We start from the raw sequence: 15,913 nt of genomic DNA on the forward strand, positions 1-15,913 counted from the left end.
CCTTGTCGGGGATTACGGAGACGATGCATCAAATTCGTCCGCCATTGCCATCAGCTCCGCGGCGTCGCGTAAATTGGGTGCACTGTCACCGTAACTCGAGGTCGGTCAGGGCCATGATGCCGTCGTCACCGGCGCCGTAGACCCAGACAACGCCGTCCTCGACGTTCATTTCGGCTATGTCCCGCAACCAGTCTTCATCTTCGCCGAGTCCTCGCAATCTTGAGCAGGCCGGCCTGGCTCAAGCCAACCAGCCTCCTCCAAACCCGGGACGGTTCAGTCCGTGAAATGGGGTCAATTTCAACCTCGGACAAGCAAACGACGGACAACACGGACTCGCAAAAGATCTCACGGCCAAACAGGTACGCCGTCCAGCCCCGCAGTTTCTGGCAGGCCGCAGATCAGGTTCGCATTCTGCACCGCCTGACCGGCCGCTCCCTTGCCGAGATTGTCGACCACGCCCATCGCGATCACCAAGTTGCGCTCTGGATCGGCCGCATAGCTGACGAACGCGAGGTTCGAACCGGTTGCCCATTTGGTCTGCGGCGGCTTGTCGGTCACGCGGACGAATGCCCGCCCGGCGTAGAAGCGCCGGGCCGCGTCCAAGCACTGGCCCGTGGTGGCGCGGCCGCGGCAGTACATGGTGACGAGAACGCCGCGGGTCATCGGCACCAAGTGTGGCGTGAACACCAGCCCGGCCGCGCTGCCGCCACTCAGCCGCTCGATCGTCTTGGCAATCTCGGGCATGTGGACGTGCTTGAGCAGACCGTAAGGCAGCAAGTTCTCGTTGCTCTCGGCATAGCCGAACTTGCTGTCAGCACCGCCCCGGCCGGCACCGGAGATGCCGGTCTTAGCGTCGATCACGATGTTGCCAGGCTCGATCAGCTTGTTGACCAGCAGCAGCGCCAGCGCGTTCAGCGTCGCCGCGGGGAAGCAGCCCGGGTTGGCAACGCGCGTCTGACCCTCGATTTGGGCTGGCCAGACGTCGGCCAAGCCGTACGCCCAACCCTCGACGTAGCGGTGGTCGCCGCCGATATCGACGATCTTCACGTCCTTGGGGACGCGCGCCAGCGCCTCGGCCGAGGCGCCCGTGGGCAGCGACGCGAACAGCACGTCGAGCTTCGGCAGGGTCACAGGGTCCCACTTCTCGATCACCAGCTCGGCCAGCTTGGCCGGCACACCAGGGAAGCGGTCCACCAACCGGCTGCCGGCGCTGCCCTCGCCCGCGGCGTAGATCAGCTCGAAAGACGGGTGGCTCGCGACCAGGCGCATCGCCTCGCCGCCGCCGAAACCGCTGATCCCGACAATGCCGACGCGAATGCTCATGGTGGTGTCCTACTGCTGGAGTGAGCGAACAAGTTTAGCGAACACGCGCTGCCGGCGCGGCGGCTCAGTCCGCAACCGGGCGTTCCATGAACAACAGCCAATTGCGTAGGTCGTCGGGCATGTCAAGCGACCCGGTCGCGATTCTTGCTGAACGTGCCGGCATCCCCGACCGGCGCATCCATCGCCACGCCGACAAACCAGCGGAACAGCGGGTTGTAATCCAGTTGCTCCATCAGTTGCCGTTCGGAGTTACGGTGACAGTGCATTAAATTCATTCGTCCTCGCCACCCTCTTGGTTCTGCGGCTTCGGACCACGCTTAGCGAGCAACACCAATTGAGTGCACTGTCACCGTAATTTTAGGGGCTTCGTCGCTGTTATTTCGTGAACCAGTCCATCAGGGCATTAAGAGCAGCGAGGCTCACAAAGAAGGCCCCTCCCCACAACAAGTAGAAGAAGCCCTTAAACAGGAATGCAAACACCGACTCTTTTGATGCGATGACATCCGCCAGCCTACCGACGAGCCAGAAGGTTAGCGCATACGGCACTCCGACCTTCAGCAATTTAAGTAGATTGACGAGGTGATCGCCGAAACACCACGCTACCGACCACCATAGTGAGATCCAGATCAAGGCGAACGTAGATGCGACTGCAACACCGTAATAGAGACCCGCAACGGGTCTGTCGGAGTCTTCGTAAGCGATCTTGCCAACGCAACCCGCGCCAAACATCGCCACCAACCATACAAGAGCATGAAAAAATGCAATCATATCCCCCGTTCGCTCACTCAATTTAGCTACAAGACCTAATGTGCCGTCCGGCCATCTAAGGCACTTCCATCATCCCAATCTGGCCCCTGCCCCTTGTCGCATTTTGCTGCTATTTGATGCTACCGTCGGTCCGAACAAAAACAAGGGAGCAACAACCATGCGTTACCTCCACACCATGCTGCGCGTACGCAATCTCGATGTCGCGCTGAAGTTTTATCAGGATGCGCTGGGGCTGAAAGAGGTGCGGCGGATCGAGAACGACAAGGGGCGCTTCACGCTGGTGTTTCTGTGCTCGGCGGACGATCTCGAAGGGCTGAAGAAGCAGCCCTCGACGCGGGGCGCACCGCTGGTCGAGCTCACCTACAACTGGGACGAGGAGAAATACGGCGAGGACCGCTTCTTCGGCCACCTCGCCTATGAGGTCGACGACATCTACGCGACCTGCGAGAAGCTGATGAAGGCCGGCGTCACCATCAACCGGCCGCCGCGCGACGGCAACATGGCCTTCGTCCGCTCACCCGACCTGCACTCGATCGAGCTGCTCCAGAAGGGCGAGCCGAAGCCGCCGCAGGAGCCCTGGCTGTCGATGCCGAATACCGGCCATTGGTAAGGACTCCCGCGCCGCTGGCGCGCGGGAACCTGCCCTCTGGCCTCGCGTTCTCCCTTCAACGAGGAGACTGAAGGAGGACGTAATGGCGAGAGGGCTGTTGCTGTGGGTGCTGGGCGTGCCTATTCCCGTGATCATTCTGTTGTGGCTGTTGTTCAGCCACTGATCGCGCTGACAGCGCCGTGCATGAAAGCTCCGCCCCTGGCGGAGTTCTTTGCATGAGGCCTTTTTTGCATGAGGCCCTCGGCACAATCGCCGTCGCTCGACAAGCCAAATTCCGCTATCACCCGCGCAAACCCGGATCTGCGGGAGGAGCAACATGGCTGACAATCAACGGCCGAAACTGACGATCTGGGGCCGCGCCAACTCGGTCAATGTGCAGAAGGTGCTGTGGTGCCTGAGCGAGCTCGGCCTTCCCTATGAACGCATCGATGCCGGCATGCAGTATGGTCGCACCCGCGAGGCCGACTATCTCGCGATGAACCCCAATGCGCGCATCCCGACGCTGGTCGAGGGCGACTTCGTGCTGTGGGAATCCAATTCCATCATGCGTTACCTCTGCCTCGCGCACGGCCGCGGCACGCCGATCTATCCGGAGGCGCCGAAGAGCCGCGCCGCCGTCGACCGCTGGCTCGACTGGACCCTGTCGACCGTGCAGCCGGCCGACCGTCCGGTATTTTGGGGAATCGTGCGCACGGCGCCCGCGGAGCGCGACATGATCCAGGTCCAGAAGGACGCCGATGCGGCCGCCGAGGTCTGGGCGATCGCCGACCGCCAGCTCGCCACGCGCCGCTTCCTGGAGGGCGATCAGTTCACCCTCGGCGATCTCGCGGTCGGCGCCTATGCCCGGCGCTGGCTCGGCGTCGAGGGCATCAGCCGCCCCGCGCAGCCGCACCTGACACGCTGGCTCGCCGAGCTCGGCCGCCGCCCCGGATTCGCCCAATACGTCGCGCCCCCGATGTCGTGAGCCGCTGGCGCGGGCTAACAGGCGATAAACTCGTGATGAATCACGATTCCGCGTCAAGCCTCGGGCATCACGGCCGAAGTGGTCGGCTACTTTGCATGGGGTTGTTTTCGAGATTTTTGTTCTGGAGCCAGCCGCGTTCGACCAGCACGATGCAGACGATCAGCGCGAGCGTGACGGCGGCGGTGGCAAGCTTCTGGGTCCAGCTCAGGCCGCGTCCGACCCAAAGCAGCAGCGCGCAATAGATCAGCACGGGAACGACGATGTCGAGCCGCAACAGATCCGGCGCCATCTCTCAGCGCCGGATCGTCGTGTCGACGCTGATCGCGCCGCCGATCTTCACGCAGGTCCCGGTGCCATCGACCATGACAAAACCCCGGCCATAAGACGCGCAGGAATTCGGCTTCGCCGCCCCTGCCGCGCCTTTCAGCGGCAACGCCTTGCCGGCTTGCGGCCGCTCGGCGGCGGGAAGGCGCAAGGTCTCGGCCGCAGCCGCGGACGCCGCGCCAACTCCCATGAGGATGATGAGGAGTGCTCGCATCAGCGCGTTGTAGCCCGGACGCACACCCGACGCCATCGGGCATCGTGCCCGCGTCAAACGAACCTGAGGCCGGCCGATTTGCCGCGGCGCCAGATCACCTGGCAGCTCCGCCCGGTGCGGGCGTCGCGCGCGAATGCCATGCGGATGATACCGGGGAGCTGGCTCGCATCCTCGTCGAGCGTGATCTTCGCGCCCGTGCTCGAGATGTCCTGGACCAGGCAATGCCGCGCGGCGAACCCGCCGTCGAGCGTGATCCAGGCATGCTGCGACAGCAATTTACGATCTGCACGCTTCTTGGGCGGTGGCATAGATAAATTCTCCCGTTCCAGCGCTATCTCAGGGAACCCTAAGAAACGGTTGAAATCGGGCCCGAATAACCCCGGGGTTGGCGCTGTCCACCGACCGCGGGAGACCGTCCCCGAATGGCTTGCCCGCGGGCGGAAAGGCCACTATACGTTCGCCCGCCGCAAGCCGCCGGGCACGACTCGCGCGGGCGGCGGGCGTTTGCTCCCTTCGTCTATCGGTCAGGACGCCACCCTTTCACGGTGGAGAGAGCGGTTCGATTCCGCTAGGGAGCGCCACAATTCCCAAAAGCGCTTTGATCGCGTTGCCGGGCCGAACAAAGAAAGCCCCGCCGGTTCAAACGCCCGGCGGGGCTTTCGTTCGACGTGCGATCCTCGACTTCACGTTGTCTTGGTGAACATCGTCAGGACACCGTCGGCGATGTTGATAGCAACGACCTGTGCCGAATTCAGGCCCTTGGCCTTGAGCACGGACACCGCCTGCGGTGTCGCGTCAATCGACTTCCGAAGCGACTGTATGTCTTCCTCGCTGGTGTGCGCGACGAGGTCATCGACCTTCGAGCGCACCGACGGTTGCAGTTCCTTGACGTCGACGACCTGTATGCTCCGTATCACCGTATCCGACCGAGCAGGCGCCTCCGATTGCGGTGGCGTTCCCTGAGCCAGCACGGAAGCCGGTATCCCGAAGGAGGCGGCTGCGATAAGGACGGTTGCCGCAAGCATGCGCATGATTGTTCCTTTCCAGATGGACGAACGACCAATTCTCCTACCGCCCAAATTTGGTTGGGGTCTGAATCTTCCATGACCATTCAGCGGAGCCAATGCGGCCACAATGCGCGCAAGACGCGTCACGCGATGCGTCGCAGAGTCGCGCGGTCGTTCAAGACGCGCGGTTGAGGAAGATCGGCAGCCCCCGCTTGCTGGAATAGAGAGGACGGTAGCGCTCCGTGTTGTATGTGCTGGCAACGTCCAGTCTGCGCGGCCCGAGCCTGGCGTCAGGAATGGGCACAAGGTCGTAGCGTCCCTCGACCAGCGCTGACATGAGGCCGGTCTTGCCTTCCAGGATGGCATCATAGGCCATGTTGCCGAAAGTCAGAGCGACGAGCTTGTCGATGAAGTCAGGGTCGCCCGATCGCAGGTCGTAGGTGAGATCAGAGACGATGGTCTCCTCGCCAGCGCGCCGCTTGATCTCGTCGGCAAGTGCTTCGGCCACGCTCGTCCTCTTGCGGTGACCGTAGGCGTCAGGCTCGCCGTATTCCTGCACCTTGTAGCCCTCCCATTCGGCGCCTTCGCTCAGCACGATCAGCGCGTAGTTGCTTGGGTTGGCGCGCTTCTCCTCGAGCAGCAATCGGATCAGCTTGTCGAGATTGACTTTGTACTCCGGTATCACGCATCGGATCGAGGTCGCGTATGCAGTATAGAGCGCCGTAAATCCGGCATCGCGGCCAAAGATGCGGAAAATGCCAACTCGCTCATGCGAGCCGATGGTGGTGCGCTGCCGCTGGATGGCATCGCTGGCGCGGGTAATCGCGGTCGAGAAGCCGATGCAATACTCGGTGTTGCGGACGTCGTTGTCCATCGTCTTCGGGATGGCGATGATCTTGACACCGAGTCCGTTGAGCTTATCCGCATAACTAAGTGTGTCGTCGCCGCCAATGGCGATGAGGTGTTCTATGCCGAGCCCCGACAGGTTCGCCAGCACCTGGCCGGTGACGTCCCAGGTCTTGGTTGCGACGCTGCCCTTGGTACTCTCCGAGACCGGAAGGTCTTGGCCAGCCAGATGATCGGGCAGCTTTTTCATTTTGGAGGGATTGGTGCGGCTCGAGTGCAGCACGGTACCGCCGCGTCGATCGATGACGCGCGTGTTTTCGCGGTTGAGCGGGATGAGGTAGTGGGATTTGCTGGCGGGGTCGTCGAGGTTCAGGTGCGTGAGGGCCTCCCAGCCGCGGCGGAGACCGACGACCTCGATGTCGTCCTCGCTGCCGCGATAGGTCACGGTCTTGATGATTGCGTTGAGGCCGGGGACGTCGCCGCCGCCGGTGAGAATGCCAATGCGTTTTCTCGCCACGCCCACCTCCCAATGTTGGCATGTCGCTATAGCGCCTGCGTCACACGTTCTCTATTCGGCCGCTTCCGGCTTGCGCTCCTCGCGCAGCCGGAAACGCTTCACGAGTGCGGATACGGTGTCGCGGAAGCCGCCATACTCCAATTCAGAATAGGGCAGCATCGCAGCACCGGACCAGCCCTGGCTGCGCATCTCGATTGCCTTGCTTTGCGCGCGCCGGCGCACCTCGTCCCACGCCGGATTGTCGAAGAAATCTGTGTAGGACTCGGAAAAGCGGCCTTCCTTGTCGATCGAAAAACCGGCGCAGGAAGCGATCGGCAGGCAATACATGCCGGTCACCGGTGTATTGAGCGGGACGGGCATCAGCGGCATCACGTGCGAGCCGCGCGCATCGCCGCCGACGAAGTGTGCCTTGGCGAAGGGAGAGACGATTTCCTCGGGCGCGGGGAAGATTCCCTGATTCCTGATGATCGCGACCGGATCATCCTTGCCGGTGTACTTGCCTGCGATCGCGTGAAGACGCTGCGCGGACACGGCGGCGGCGGCCTCGCCATGTGTCCGAGAAACGATGCGATCAATGCCAAAGCGCTCGTTGTCGCGGAGCAGCGCGGCAATGTGGTAGTTATCCGCGGGCGCGTCGAGTTCGATCACGCTGTCACCGGCCGTGTTGTCCATATCGATGATATGGAAACGGAATCCCTTGATCATCGGGGGCAGCATCAGCCCCGCGCAATACATGGGATCGGCGAAGGCGAGGTAGAGCGGCAGGTTGTAGGCGCCGGGGCCGCACTTGTCGGCGGCGAACACCATGAAGGACTCCGCCGGTCTCGGACCTGAGAGGTGGTCGAAGCTGAGTTCGGCGACGCCCGGGCCGGCACCGCGAATGTTCCCGGAAGGTGCGTCTGCGAGAAGATCCTGGCCGGCGCCGTAGAGGCCGGAGGTCTTCGCCACTGAAGTGGCGGCGAGAAACGCCTTCCAGGCGAATTGATGGATCTCGGAGCTCCCCTCGCCCCGCGTGTGCGTCATGATGATCGCGATGTCGTCGCCGGTGTGGCAGACAAAACCGTCGATCAAAAGACCATTGCAGATCGCCTTCGCGACCTCGCCTTCGACAGCCGCCATCATGCGTGAAGACGGTTTTGTATGCCCGCCAATGGAGCCAACGTCAGCCTTAATGACAGAAATGGTGAGTCTCATGAGCGTTTCTCCCCGCACAAGCTCAGCGCCTCGGCCTCGGCGCTCGCTGCGCCGGGGCGACGGCGCTGCTCATTCGCGGAAACGAACGTCTCAAGTGGCGATTAGGTTCCAGCCGGCGGCTTAATTGCCGCACTGAGTGGACGCGCGGCAGGACCGGCGTGAGGCAATCATCCCCTGCTCGGCAATTGGACGCCGGACGATATCCGCCGCGTCAACGGCGTCCCCGACCTCCGCCGCGACAGTTGGTCTCCTCACAATCGCGCGCGAGTTTACCTGAAATTTACCCCCGCTCGCGAGCGCCGGTATCATTTGCTTAGAATTTGCCTGCTACCGTGGAAATACGGAAGGCAATTCCAACATCATTGGTCCTCATGTCTGTCGCAGAGTTCCTCAGGCAGCGCGCAGTGGAAGTCACCGTGGGCGGCAGCTACTCGCTGCACCGCTGGTATGACTGCGAAGGCAAGCTGCGAACGTTCGCCTGCCGCACCAAGCGCGTGTCGCCGTTCCGGATGATCGTGGACGTGCCGGTCGTCGGCAAGGTCGGCGAGCGCGTGACGTCCTACTTCGAGGACTTCGGCGAATTCGAATGCACGATCAGCGGGACGCTGAAATCGGGCTTCCTAATGGAGCTCGAGATGACGCGGGCGCGCCGCGCCTGGATGTCCGAAAAGCTGACCTGGCTCGAGAAGAAGCAGAGGGACGCCAGCATCGCCGAACACCGGCGCGACGCGCGGTTCGTTCCGCAGGTCGCACACACGTTCTTGACGATCGCCGACGGCAGCACCCACCCCTGCTTCATCATCGACGTCTCCACCGCCGGTGTTGCGGTGTCGTCCGAATACGATCCGCCGGTCGGAACGCCGCTTGCGGTCGGTGCCTGCGTCGGACGCGTCATCCGAAAATTCCACGACGGCTTTGCGGTGAAATTCGCCGAGAAGCAACAACGGGACGACCTCGTCCGCCTGATCGTCCGCTCGGCTGCGTTGCAGTCGGCCTGAGGCGGCCGGCGGACAAAAGTCGCCGCCGGCCTGTTTGGGGGAGCCGGCGGCGCCGCATTATCACGGCGCAGGGCAGCGCGCGCTGCGCTACCTCGATGGCACACCGATCCGTCCACAGCATCCGCCGGCTTAACCTCCACGCCACCCGCCATGCCGCGGCCGCAATGGGAGGTCAGCCTGTCAAGGACCGCGCCTCGCGCCCGGCCTTCATTTGCAGATTTTGCGATCGGGGGACCGAATGGCTGTCAATAAAATCACTTGGGACAGGGTTGGCCGGGTTACCGAGCCCGGACGTTACATGTACACGTTTGGCTGGCTCACGATCACTGCCGACGATATTGCGATCTGGAAGCAATATCCGGACGCGGCGTTCGCGCTGCTGGTACAGCATCCTGTGCCGGGCCAGGCGATCGGCGACGAATTCCATCTCGGCGCCTTCGATATTGCGCCCGACACAAAGCCGTCGCTCGCCACGCATTGAGGGCCGGCTAGCCGATCGATGCGCCCACGGTTCGAACCGCGGGGGCAAACATTTCGCGTGAGAAGCGGCCGCCGGGATGCGGGAACGCATGGCCCGGGGGTCTGGACTCGCGCGCGAGATACGTGCATCGTAAATCGAAGAACTCTTCATATTCCTTTGATCTAATTCAGCAATCGCGACCTGATGCGGGATGCGCGGTGCTGCCCCTGACTCCGAACAGGTACCGCCATGCGATTGATTGCACTCATACTTCCGTGCCGGACGGCGTCGCAGACAATTCACAACTGACGGCGGCGATGAAGGGAAGCTGTCGCGGTTGTTAATCCAGGCGACAGCACGCGCATGACACAGGGTCGCATCCGGTGAAAGTGGATAAGGCGGTCAAGGGAACCTATTTTCGACGCCAATGTACCTGATTGAAGCATTACCCACCGTCATCGGAACTGCCGCCATCGCACCGGCGCTGCTGATGCTGTGGCTTGTCATTGCCGCCGAAGAGCGTCCCGGCCCGCCGGCTCAGGTCTGGACCGCTTTCGTGCTCGGCGCGGCCAGCATTTCGCTTCTGGGCCTCGCCCGTGCGCCCTTCGCCAAGATGGTCGCCGCTCCCGACAACCCCTGGACGGCGCTGGCCATGCATTCGATCTTCGGCGTCGCGCTGCCCGAAGAGGCCGTGAAGGTGATCGCCATCGTGCTGGTCTCCTCGACCAAGCGGCGGACCTTCGCCAATCCCATGGATACCGTGGTCTATGGCGCGGCGGTCGGCCTCGGCTTCGCGGCCTATGAGAACCTCGCCTACCTCGTGCAGCACGCCGAGATGTGGCGATCACTGGCGGCGCTGCGCAGCGTGCTGACCGTGCCCTTCCACGGCGCGCTCGGCATCATCGCCGGCGCATATCTGACCATTGCACGCGCAGGCACGGCACTCGGCGCGAACCGCCATCATCGCGACTGGGCCCGTCTCTCCAGCCGCCTCCTGATGTTGGCCGGGCCGCTCGCCCTGCATTCGGCCTTCGATTTCCCGCTGCTCACGCTGCAGCAAATGCCGGAGCTCGATCCGACACTGAGAATGTGGCTCGGTGCGGCGAGCCTCGTGATCGGATTCAGCTCGATCGCTTTTGCCATCCGCCTGGTGCGGCGCGTCGCGCGCCACCATGCGCCGCGTACCGACATCGCGCGCGAGCGGCTGAGCCAGTTGCGGCGCATGTGGGCATTGCTGCTGGCCGGCGGCGGCGTCGGGTTTCTCGGCCTTGCCTTCGTACTGACCTCGATCCGTCACTGGCTCGTCAATCCCGAGCGCAATCTGACTCTGGCCCTGATCCCGATCGGCCTGACCTCGATCCTGCTCGGCATTGCGCTTCTGGTTGTCACAACCGCAATCTACATTCTCGGCCGCAACCGCATCCGCACCAGCGCGGAAGGCTTTTCATCGGCACCGGGCGGCGGGTGAGCTCCGGGATGGCAACACCGGTGCGGCCATACTAGACTGGGGCCGCACCTGGTGCTGCGACCTGGAGCTTTCGATGACATCGCCTGACGATTTCGCACGATTGCAGTCCGCCATGAGCCAGACGGTGAAGGCACATTGGAAGGCCTTCCTGTTCGAAGGGATCCTGCTTGCCGTTCTCGGCGTTGCCGCACTGATCCTGCCGCCGCTCGCCAGCCTTGCGATCACGATCTTCCTCGGCTGGATGTTCCTGATCAGCGGCATCGGCGGGCTGATCGTGACTTACTGGGCGCGCAACATGCCGGGCTTCTGGTGGTCGCTGATCTCTGCCGCGCTGGCGGTGCTCGCCGGCATGATCCTGCTGGCGCGGCCGATGCAGGCCGTGCTGACGCTGACCATCGTGCTCGGCGCCTATTTTCTCGCCGAGGGCGTTGCCACCATCATGTACGCGCTGGAGCACCGCCGCGAGCTGAACAGCCGTTGGTCGTGGCTCCTGATCTCGGGCCTCCTCGACATCGCGATCTCGTTCATGGTGATCGCGGGGCTGCCAAGCTCGGCCGAATGGGCCATCGGCATCCTGGTCGGCATCAACCTGTTGTTCGGCGGCGCCACCCTGATCGGTGTGGCGCTGGCGGCACGCAAGAGCAACACTTAGGGCCCTGCGTCGATTGGGGGGTGACAACCCCGAACGCCTGCGCTAAAGAGCCTGCCATGATCACCGTCGCCACCAGCTATTTTTGGTACTTTAGCTACGACAGCTCGCTGGCGGCGGGAGGATCGCGCTCAATCTGACACATTGCAGCAAGACATCCGAACAGCCGCCAGACCTGGCGGCTTTTTTGTTGGCCGGCAGGTTCTTCAAAGACAGGAGCCCCGCCGTGCTGAGTACGACCGACGACCTTCGTATCTGCGAACTGAAAGAGCTGAGTACGCCTGATGAGGTGATGCGGGAGGTCCCGCGGACCCTCACCGCGACCCGCGTGGTCATGGCGGCGCGCAACGCGATCCATGCCATCCTGAACGGCCAGGACGACCGCCTTCTGGTCGTCGTCGGCCCCTGCTCGGTGCACGATCCCAAGGCTGCGATCGACTATGCGGAGCGCCTCGCAAAACTGCGCGAAGACCTCGCCGACCAGCTTGAGATCGTGATGCGCGTCTATTTCGAGAAGCCGCGCACCACCGTCGGCTGGAAGGGCCTGATCAACGACCCTGGCCTCGACGGCAGCTTCGACATCAACAGGGGCCTGCGGCTCGCACGCAACGTGTTGTCCGCGGTGAACAACCTCGGCCTGCCGGCGGGCACCGAATTCCTCGACATGACGACGCCGCAATATATCGCCGACCTGGTGTCCTGGGCCGCGATCGGCGCGCGTACGACCGAGAGCCAGATCCATCGCGAGCTGGCCTCGGGACTGTCCTGCCCGGTCGGGTTCAAGAATGGCACCGACGGCAATGTCCGCATCGCGGCGGACGCAGTGAAGTCGGCCTCGCATCCGCACCACTTCATGGCGGTGACCAAGCGCGGCCGCTCGGCGATCGCCTCGACCGCGGGCAACGAGGACTGCCACATCATCCTGCGTGGCGGCAGCAAGCCGAATTACGACGCGGCGAGCGTTGCAGCCGCCTGCAACGAGCTGGCAAAGTCCGGCGTTGCGTCACGGGTGATGGTGGATGCGAGCCACGCCAATTCGAGCAAGAAGCCGGAGAACCAGCCGTTGGTCATGGCCGACATCGCCGGCCAGATCTCAGGCGGCGAGAGCCGCATCATGGGCGTGATGATCGAGAGCAATCTCGTTGCCGGCCGCCAGGACGTCGTCGCTGGCCAGCCGCTCACCTACGGCCAGAGCATCACCGACGGCTGCATCGACTGGGCGACCACGGCAACCGTCCTTGAGCAGCTTGCCGACGCGGTCGAGATCCGGCGCAACAACCAGCGCGCTGGCATGCACGAGCGTTCCGCCTGATCGGGTGTCATGCGGGCGGGGCGATGCTGTCGCGCCCTGCCCGCAAACCTGTCTGCATCAGCAGCCGCGGCAGATGCTCTTGATCTTCTTGTCGAGCAACGCGTCTTCCTTGTTCACCGGATTGTTCGGGTCGCTCAGATTCTTCTCGCTCGGCACGTCGGCCGCGCGCGGCTGGCGATGACCGACCGGGGCGGGCAGCACGCCTGAACCCGCCGATGTTCCCGACGTGCCCGTGCTCGTGCCCTTGCTCCCGGTTTGCGCAAAGCCTGCGCTGCCGAACACCACCAGGAGCGACATTGCCACGACGATCTTTCTCATTCTGCTCCTCCAATCCTCAAACCGGCGTCGCCTGCCATCTCGACCGCTCAGGTCTCGGGCGGATAGAGATGAACGTCGCCGCAATAGTCCAGGATACGATAGCGCGTTTCCGACGCCGCATCACGCACATCCGGTGCGGTATTTTGCTCCGCCAACACATAATTCGGGCCGACCGGCGATTTGCCGGCACCGCCGGGAATATCGATGACATAGTCCGGCTGACACAATCCTGATACCCGACCGCGCAACTGCCGCATCAGCTCCTGTCCCTGCGCCAGCGTGGTGCGCAGATGCGCAGTCCCCGGCGCGAGATCGCCGTGATGCAGGTAGTAGGGCTTGATCCGGCATTCGACGAAAGCTCGCATCAAATCCGACAGAGCGGCGACGTTGTCATTGACGCCGCGCAAAAGCACGGACTGGCTCACCATGGGAATGCCGGCGTCGACGAGCCGGGCACAGGCACTACGTGCCGCTTCAGTCAGCTCGCGCGCATGGTTGGCGTGCACCGCGACCCAGGTGGTTGCACCCTCGGCCTTGAGCGCTGCGACCATCTCATCGCTGATGCGCGCCGGATCCGCCACGGGAACGCGGGTGTGAAGGCGGATGATCTTGACGTGATCGATGCTGGCGAGATCGGTCATGATCTCGCTCATCCGACGCGGCGACAGCATCAAGGGATCACCGCCGGTGAGGATTACCTCCCAGATCTCGCTGTGCGCGCGGACGTAATCGATCGCCGCGCGGTAAGCATCGTCCGAGAGCGCGTTCTCCTTGCCGGGACCGACCATCTCGCGACGGAAGCAGAAGCGGCAATAGACCGCGCAGACGTGAACCAGCTTGAACAGGACGCGGTCGGGATAGCGATGCACGATGCCGGCTACCGGCGAATGCGGATGATCGCCGATCGGGTCCGCGCGCTCGCTTGGTTGCACATCGAGTTCCGCGGCGCTCGGGACGAACTGCCGCGCGATGGGATCTTCGGGATCCGACGTGTCGATCAACTGGACCAGCGCCGGCGTGATCGCAACCGCATAGCGCGCGGCGACGCGCTCGAGCGCCGGCAGTGCCGTGGCGGGCGCAAGCCCCTCCTCCACGAGATCCGCCGGTTCCCGCAATGTCCGTGCAAGATTGGTTTTCGTCATGTCTCACCCGCAGGCGGCGTCCACACCACCTGATCAATCCGCAATGCGCCGGTCGCCAGCATCACCAGCCGGTCGAAGCCGAGCGCAACGCCGCTCGCCTCCGGCATTTGCGCGACCGCGGCCAGAAAGTCCTCGTCGAGCGGATAGGCCTCGCCGTAGCGGCGTTGCTTCTCGGCCATCGCCTCCATGAAGCGCCCGCGCTGCTCATCGGCGTCGGTCAATTCGCCAAACCCGTTGGCGAGCTCGACGCCGCAGGCATAGACCTCGAAACGCTCGGCCACACGTGGATCGTCGGCCTTCACGCGCGCCAGCGCCGCCTCTGGAGATGGGTATTCGAACAGAATGGTCAAACGACCCTGCCCCAGATGGGGTTCGACATGCTCGACCAGGACCTTGCTGAAGATGTCCGACCAGGTGTCATCCTCGCTGACGCGGACCTTGCCCGCCGCCGCCTGCGCGAGCGCGGCGCGGTTACCCTCGCCGCCCGAAATGGTCGCAAGCAGGTCGATTCCGGCGAAGCGCACGAACGCGCCGGCGATCGTCAGGAGTTCGGGCTCGGCAAAGGGATCGGCGATCCGGCCGCGGAAGGAGAACTGCCCGATCCCCGTCGCCTGCGCCGCCCGAGCGATGATGACGACGCAATCGGCCATAGTGGCGTCGTACGGTGCACCCGCCCGGTACCATTCCAGCATGGTGAATTCGGGCAGATGCAGGTCGCCGCGCTCGCGATCTCGGAACACCCGTGCGAATTCGAAAATCCGGGGTTCGCCGGCCGCGAGCAGCTTCTTGCAGGCGAATTCCGGGGACGTCCGCAGATAGCGCGTGGCCCGGCCGCCGTCGGGCCGCATGATCTCCGTCCGCGGAGCGTGCAGATGGGTCTCATTCCCCGGGGAGACCTGGAGGACGGAGGTTTCGACCTCGACGAAGCCTTGCTCGGCGAAAAAGCCCCGTAGAGCCCCGGTAATGGCCCCCCGTGCCTGAAGGAACGGCCGGCGATCGATGTGCCGGCCGGGCGACCAGAACGGTGAACTCGGCTTGTCCCCAGCCATTAACCGACCGCTCCCGCCGCGAGCAAAATGCTGGCATCCAACGGCAAAATCAGTATGTTGCGGCCCGAAACGGGCGCCGCGGTCCGATTTGAGACCCCGAGTCCCCCCGAGATTTGACCACGTCCTGGCCGGTGCCGGGCCAAGCAAGCAGGAAATATAGCTTTGAGAGTCATCGCCAGTTCTATTCGCAAGGGCAACGTGATCGAGCAAGACGGCAAGCTCTATGTCGTCGTGAGCGCCGAGAACATCCATCCCGGCAAGGGCACCCCGGTCAGCCAGATCGAAATGCGCCGAATCTCGGACGGGGTAAAGATCTCCGAACGGTACAAAACCACCGACCAGGTCGAAAAGGCCACGATCGAAGAGCGCAACTACACCTTCCTGTATGAAGATGCCGACGGCTACCACTTCATGAACCCGGACACCTACGATCAGGTCCAGGTCTCCAAGGACGTCGTCGGCGACGCGGCCGCGTACCTTCAGGAGAGCATGACGGTCAAGCTGTCCATGCACGACGCCAACCCGGTGTCGATCGCCCTGCCGCAGCGCGTGACGCTGGAAGTGGTCGAAACCGAGCCGGTGACCAAGGGCCAGACTGCCTCCTCCTCCTACAAGCCTGCGGTGCTCTCCAATGGCGTGCGGACCACCGTCCCACCGCACATCACGGTCGGTACCCGCATCGTGGTGATGACAGAAGACGGCTCCTACTCCGAGCGCGCCAAGGACTGATCGTAGCGGAACAGGTGCCGC

Annotated in this window: 19 protein-coding genes, 1 tRNA gene and 1 pseudogene; 9 read left to right on the forward strand and 12 right to left on the reverse strand. The window is 63.5% G+C overall.

What is annotated here, in order from left to right; all coding sequences use genetic code 11:
* Positions 1 to 345 precede the first annotated feature (345 nt).
* The 3 genes and pseudogenes from argC to MTX21_RS06675 form a co-directional block, all read right to left on the reverse strand.
* Entirely contained in the window at positions 346 to 1,323 is a 978-nt protein-coding gene (argC, locus tag MTX21_RS06665; RefSeq protein ID WP_280964029.1) for an N-acetyl-gamma-glutamyl-phosphate reductase, read from the reverse strand.
* Positions 1,324 to 1,451: 128 nt separating this feature from the next.
* Positions 1,452 to 1,598, reverse strand: a pseudogene (locus tag MTX21_RS06670) (transposase); the annotation flags it as partial.
* Positions 1,599 to 1,698: 100 nt separating this feature from the next.
* A complete protein-coding gene (locus MTX21_RS06675; RefSeq protein WP_280964030.1) occupies positions 1,699 to 2,091 on the reverse strand; it encodes a hypothetical protein in 393 nt (130 codons plus the stop codon).
* 157 nt (positions 2,092 to 2,248) lie between these two features.
* On the opposite strand from MTX21_RS06675, the gene MTX21_RS06680 reads away from it, so the two are divergent.
* Both MTX21_RS06680 and MTX21_RS06685 read left to right on the forward strand, forming a co-directional pair.
* Positions 2,249 to 2,701, forward strand: a complete 453-nt coding sequence (locus tag MTX21_RS06680; protein ID WP_280964031.1) for a VOC family protein — start codon at positions 2,249 to 2,251, stop codon at positions 2,699 to 2,701.
* 316 nt (positions 2,702 to 3,017) lie between these two features.
* On the forward strand, positions 3,018 to 3,665 hold the full coding sequence (locus tag MTX21_RS06685; RefSeq protein WP_280964032.1) for a glutathione S-transferase: 648 nt from the start codon (positions 3,018 to 3,020) through the stop codon (positions 3,663 to 3,665).
* A gap of 67 nt (positions 3,666 to 3,732) precedes the next feature.
* Here MTX21_RS06685 and MTX21_RS06690 read toward each other — a convergent pair whose 3' ends face one another.
* From MTX21_RS06690 to MTX21_RS06700, 3 genes are read right to left on the reverse strand one after another with little or no spacing between them, the layout of a single operon-like run.
* Entirely contained in the window at positions 3,733 to 3,954 is a 222-nt protein-coding gene (locus MTX21_RS06690; RefSeq protein ID WP_280971182.1) for a hypothetical protein, read from the reverse strand.
* 3 nt (positions 3,955 to 3,957) lie between these two features.
* Positions 3,958 to 4,203 (reverse strand): porin, encoded by a 246-nt coding sequence (locus MTX21_RS06695; protein ID WP_280970988.1) that lies wholly within the window; start codon positions 4,201 to 4,203, stop codon positions 3,958 to 3,960.
* Positions 4,204 to 4,256: 53 nt separating this feature from the next.
* On the reverse strand, positions 4,257 to 4,511 hold the full coding sequence (locus MTX21_RS06700) for a PilZ domain-containing protein (RefSeq protein ID WP_280964033.1): 255 nt from the start codon (positions 4,509 to 4,511) through the stop codon (positions 4,257 to 4,259).
* Positions 4,512 to 4,709: 198 nt separating this feature from the next.
* Here MTX21_RS06700 and MTX21_RS06705 point away from each other — a divergent pair.
* Positions 4,710 to 4,784 (forward strand) — tRNA-Glu (locus MTX21_RS06705).
* A gap of 102 nt (positions 4,785 to 4,886) precedes the next feature.
* On the opposite strand, the gene MTX21_RS06710 is transcribed toward MTX21_RS06705, so the two are convergent.
* The 3 genes from MTX21_RS06710 to MTX21_RS06720 form a co-directional block, all read right to left on the reverse strand.
* Positions 4,887 to 5,234, reverse strand: a complete 348-nt coding sequence (locus MTX21_RS06710; RefSeq protein ID WP_280964034.1) for a hypothetical protein — start codon at positions 5,232 to 5,234, stop codon at positions 4,887 to 4,889.
* Between the two features lie 151 nt (positions 5,235 to 5,385).
* Entirely contained in the window at positions 5,386 to 6,573 is a 1,188-nt protein-coding gene (locus MTX21_RS06715) for a 6-phosphofructokinase (RefSeq protein WP_280964035.1), read from the reverse strand.
* Positions 6,574 to 6,624: 51 nt separating this feature from the next.
* On the reverse strand, positions 6,625 to 7,767 hold the full coding sequence (locus MTX21_RS06720; protein WP_280964036.1) for a fructose-1,6-bisphosphatase: 1,143 nt from the start codon (positions 7,765 to 7,767) through the stop codon (positions 6,625 to 6,627).
* 371 nt (positions 7,768 to 8,138) lie between these two features.
* Between MTX21_RS06720 and MTX21_RS06725 the strand changes: the two genes are divergently transcribed.
* The 5 genes from MTX21_RS06725 (at position 8,139) to MTX21_RS06745 (ending at position 12,654) form a co-directional block, all read left to right on the forward strand.
* Positions 8,139 to 8,765, forward strand: coding sequence for a PilZ domain-containing protein (locus MTX21_RS06725; RefSeq protein ID WP_280964037.1), 627 nt, complete (start codon positions 8,139 to 8,141; stop codon positions 8,763 to 8,765).
* Positions 8,766 to 9,003: 238 nt separating this feature from the next.
* A complete protein-coding gene (locus MTX21_RS06730) occupies positions 9,004 to 9,246 on the forward strand; it encodes a hypothetical protein (RefSeq protein ID WP_280964038.1) in 243 nt (80 codons plus the stop codon).
* A 406-nt stretch (positions 9,247 to 9,652) separates the two neighbouring features.
* Positions 9,653 to 10,693 carry a PrsW family glutamic-type intramembrane protease gene (locus MTX21_RS06735; protein ID WP_280964039.1) on the forward strand — a complete coding sequence of 347 codons (1,041 nt, stop codon included), beginning with the start codon at positions 9,653 to 9,655 and terminating at the stop codon, positions 10,691 to 10,693.
* Between the two features lie 73 nt (positions 10,694 to 10,766).
* Positions 10,767 to 11,345 (forward strand): HdeD family acid-resistance protein, encoded by a 579-nt coding sequence (locus MTX21_RS06740; protein ID WP_280964040.1) that lies wholly within the window; start codon positions 10,767 to 10,769, stop codon positions 11,343 to 11,345.
* A 223-nt stretch (positions 11,346 to 11,568) separates the two neighbouring features.
* Positions 11,569 to 12,654 carry a 3-deoxy-7-phosphoheptulonate synthase gene (locus MTX21_RS06745; RefSeq protein WP_280964041.1) on the forward strand — a complete coding sequence of 362 codons (1,086 nt, stop codon included), beginning with the start codon at positions 11,569 to 11,571 and terminating at the stop codon, positions 12,652 to 12,654.
* 57 nt (positions 12,655 to 12,711) lie between these two features.
* On the opposite strand, the gene MTX21_RS06750 is transcribed toward MTX21_RS06745, so the two are convergent.
* From MTX21_RS06750 to epmA, 3 genes are read right to left on the reverse strand one after another with little or no spacing between them, the layout of a single operon-like run.
* Entirely contained in the window at positions 12,712 to 12,972 is a 261-nt protein-coding gene (locus MTX21_RS06750) for a hypothetical protein (protein WP_280964042.1), read from the reverse strand.
* A gap of 47 nt (positions 12,973 to 13,019) precedes the next feature.
* Positions 13,020 to 14,114, reverse strand: coding sequence for a lysine-2,3-aminomutase-like protein (locus MTX21_RS06755; RefSeq protein ID WP_280964043.1), 1,095 nt, complete (start codon positions 14,112 to 14,114; stop codon positions 13,020 to 13,022).
* Positions 14,111 to 15,163, reverse strand: coding sequence for an EF-P lysine aminoacylase EpmA (epmA, locus tag MTX21_RS06760; protein ID WP_280970989.1), 1,053 nt, complete (start codon positions 15,161 to 15,163; stop codon positions 14,111 to 14,113). The genes MTX21_RS06755 and epmA overlap by 4 nt, the downstream gene beginning before the upstream one ends.
* 162 nt (positions 15,164 to 15,325) lie before the next feature.
* On the opposite strand from epmA, the gene efp reads away from it, so the two are divergent.
* Positions 15,326 to 15,892, forward strand: coding sequence for an elongation factor P (efp, locus tag MTX21_RS06765; RefSeq protein ID WP_280964044.1), 567 nt, complete (start codon positions 15,326 to 15,328; stop codon positions 15,890 to 15,892).
* Positions 15,893 to 15,913 lie beyond the last annotated feature (21 nt).

The sequence above is a fragment of the Bradyrhizobium sp. ISRA430 genome, from assembly GCF_029909975.1.
Taxonomy (GTDB): Bacteria; Pseudomonadota; Alphaproteobacteria; order Rhizobiales; family Xanthobacteraceae; genus Bradyrhizobium.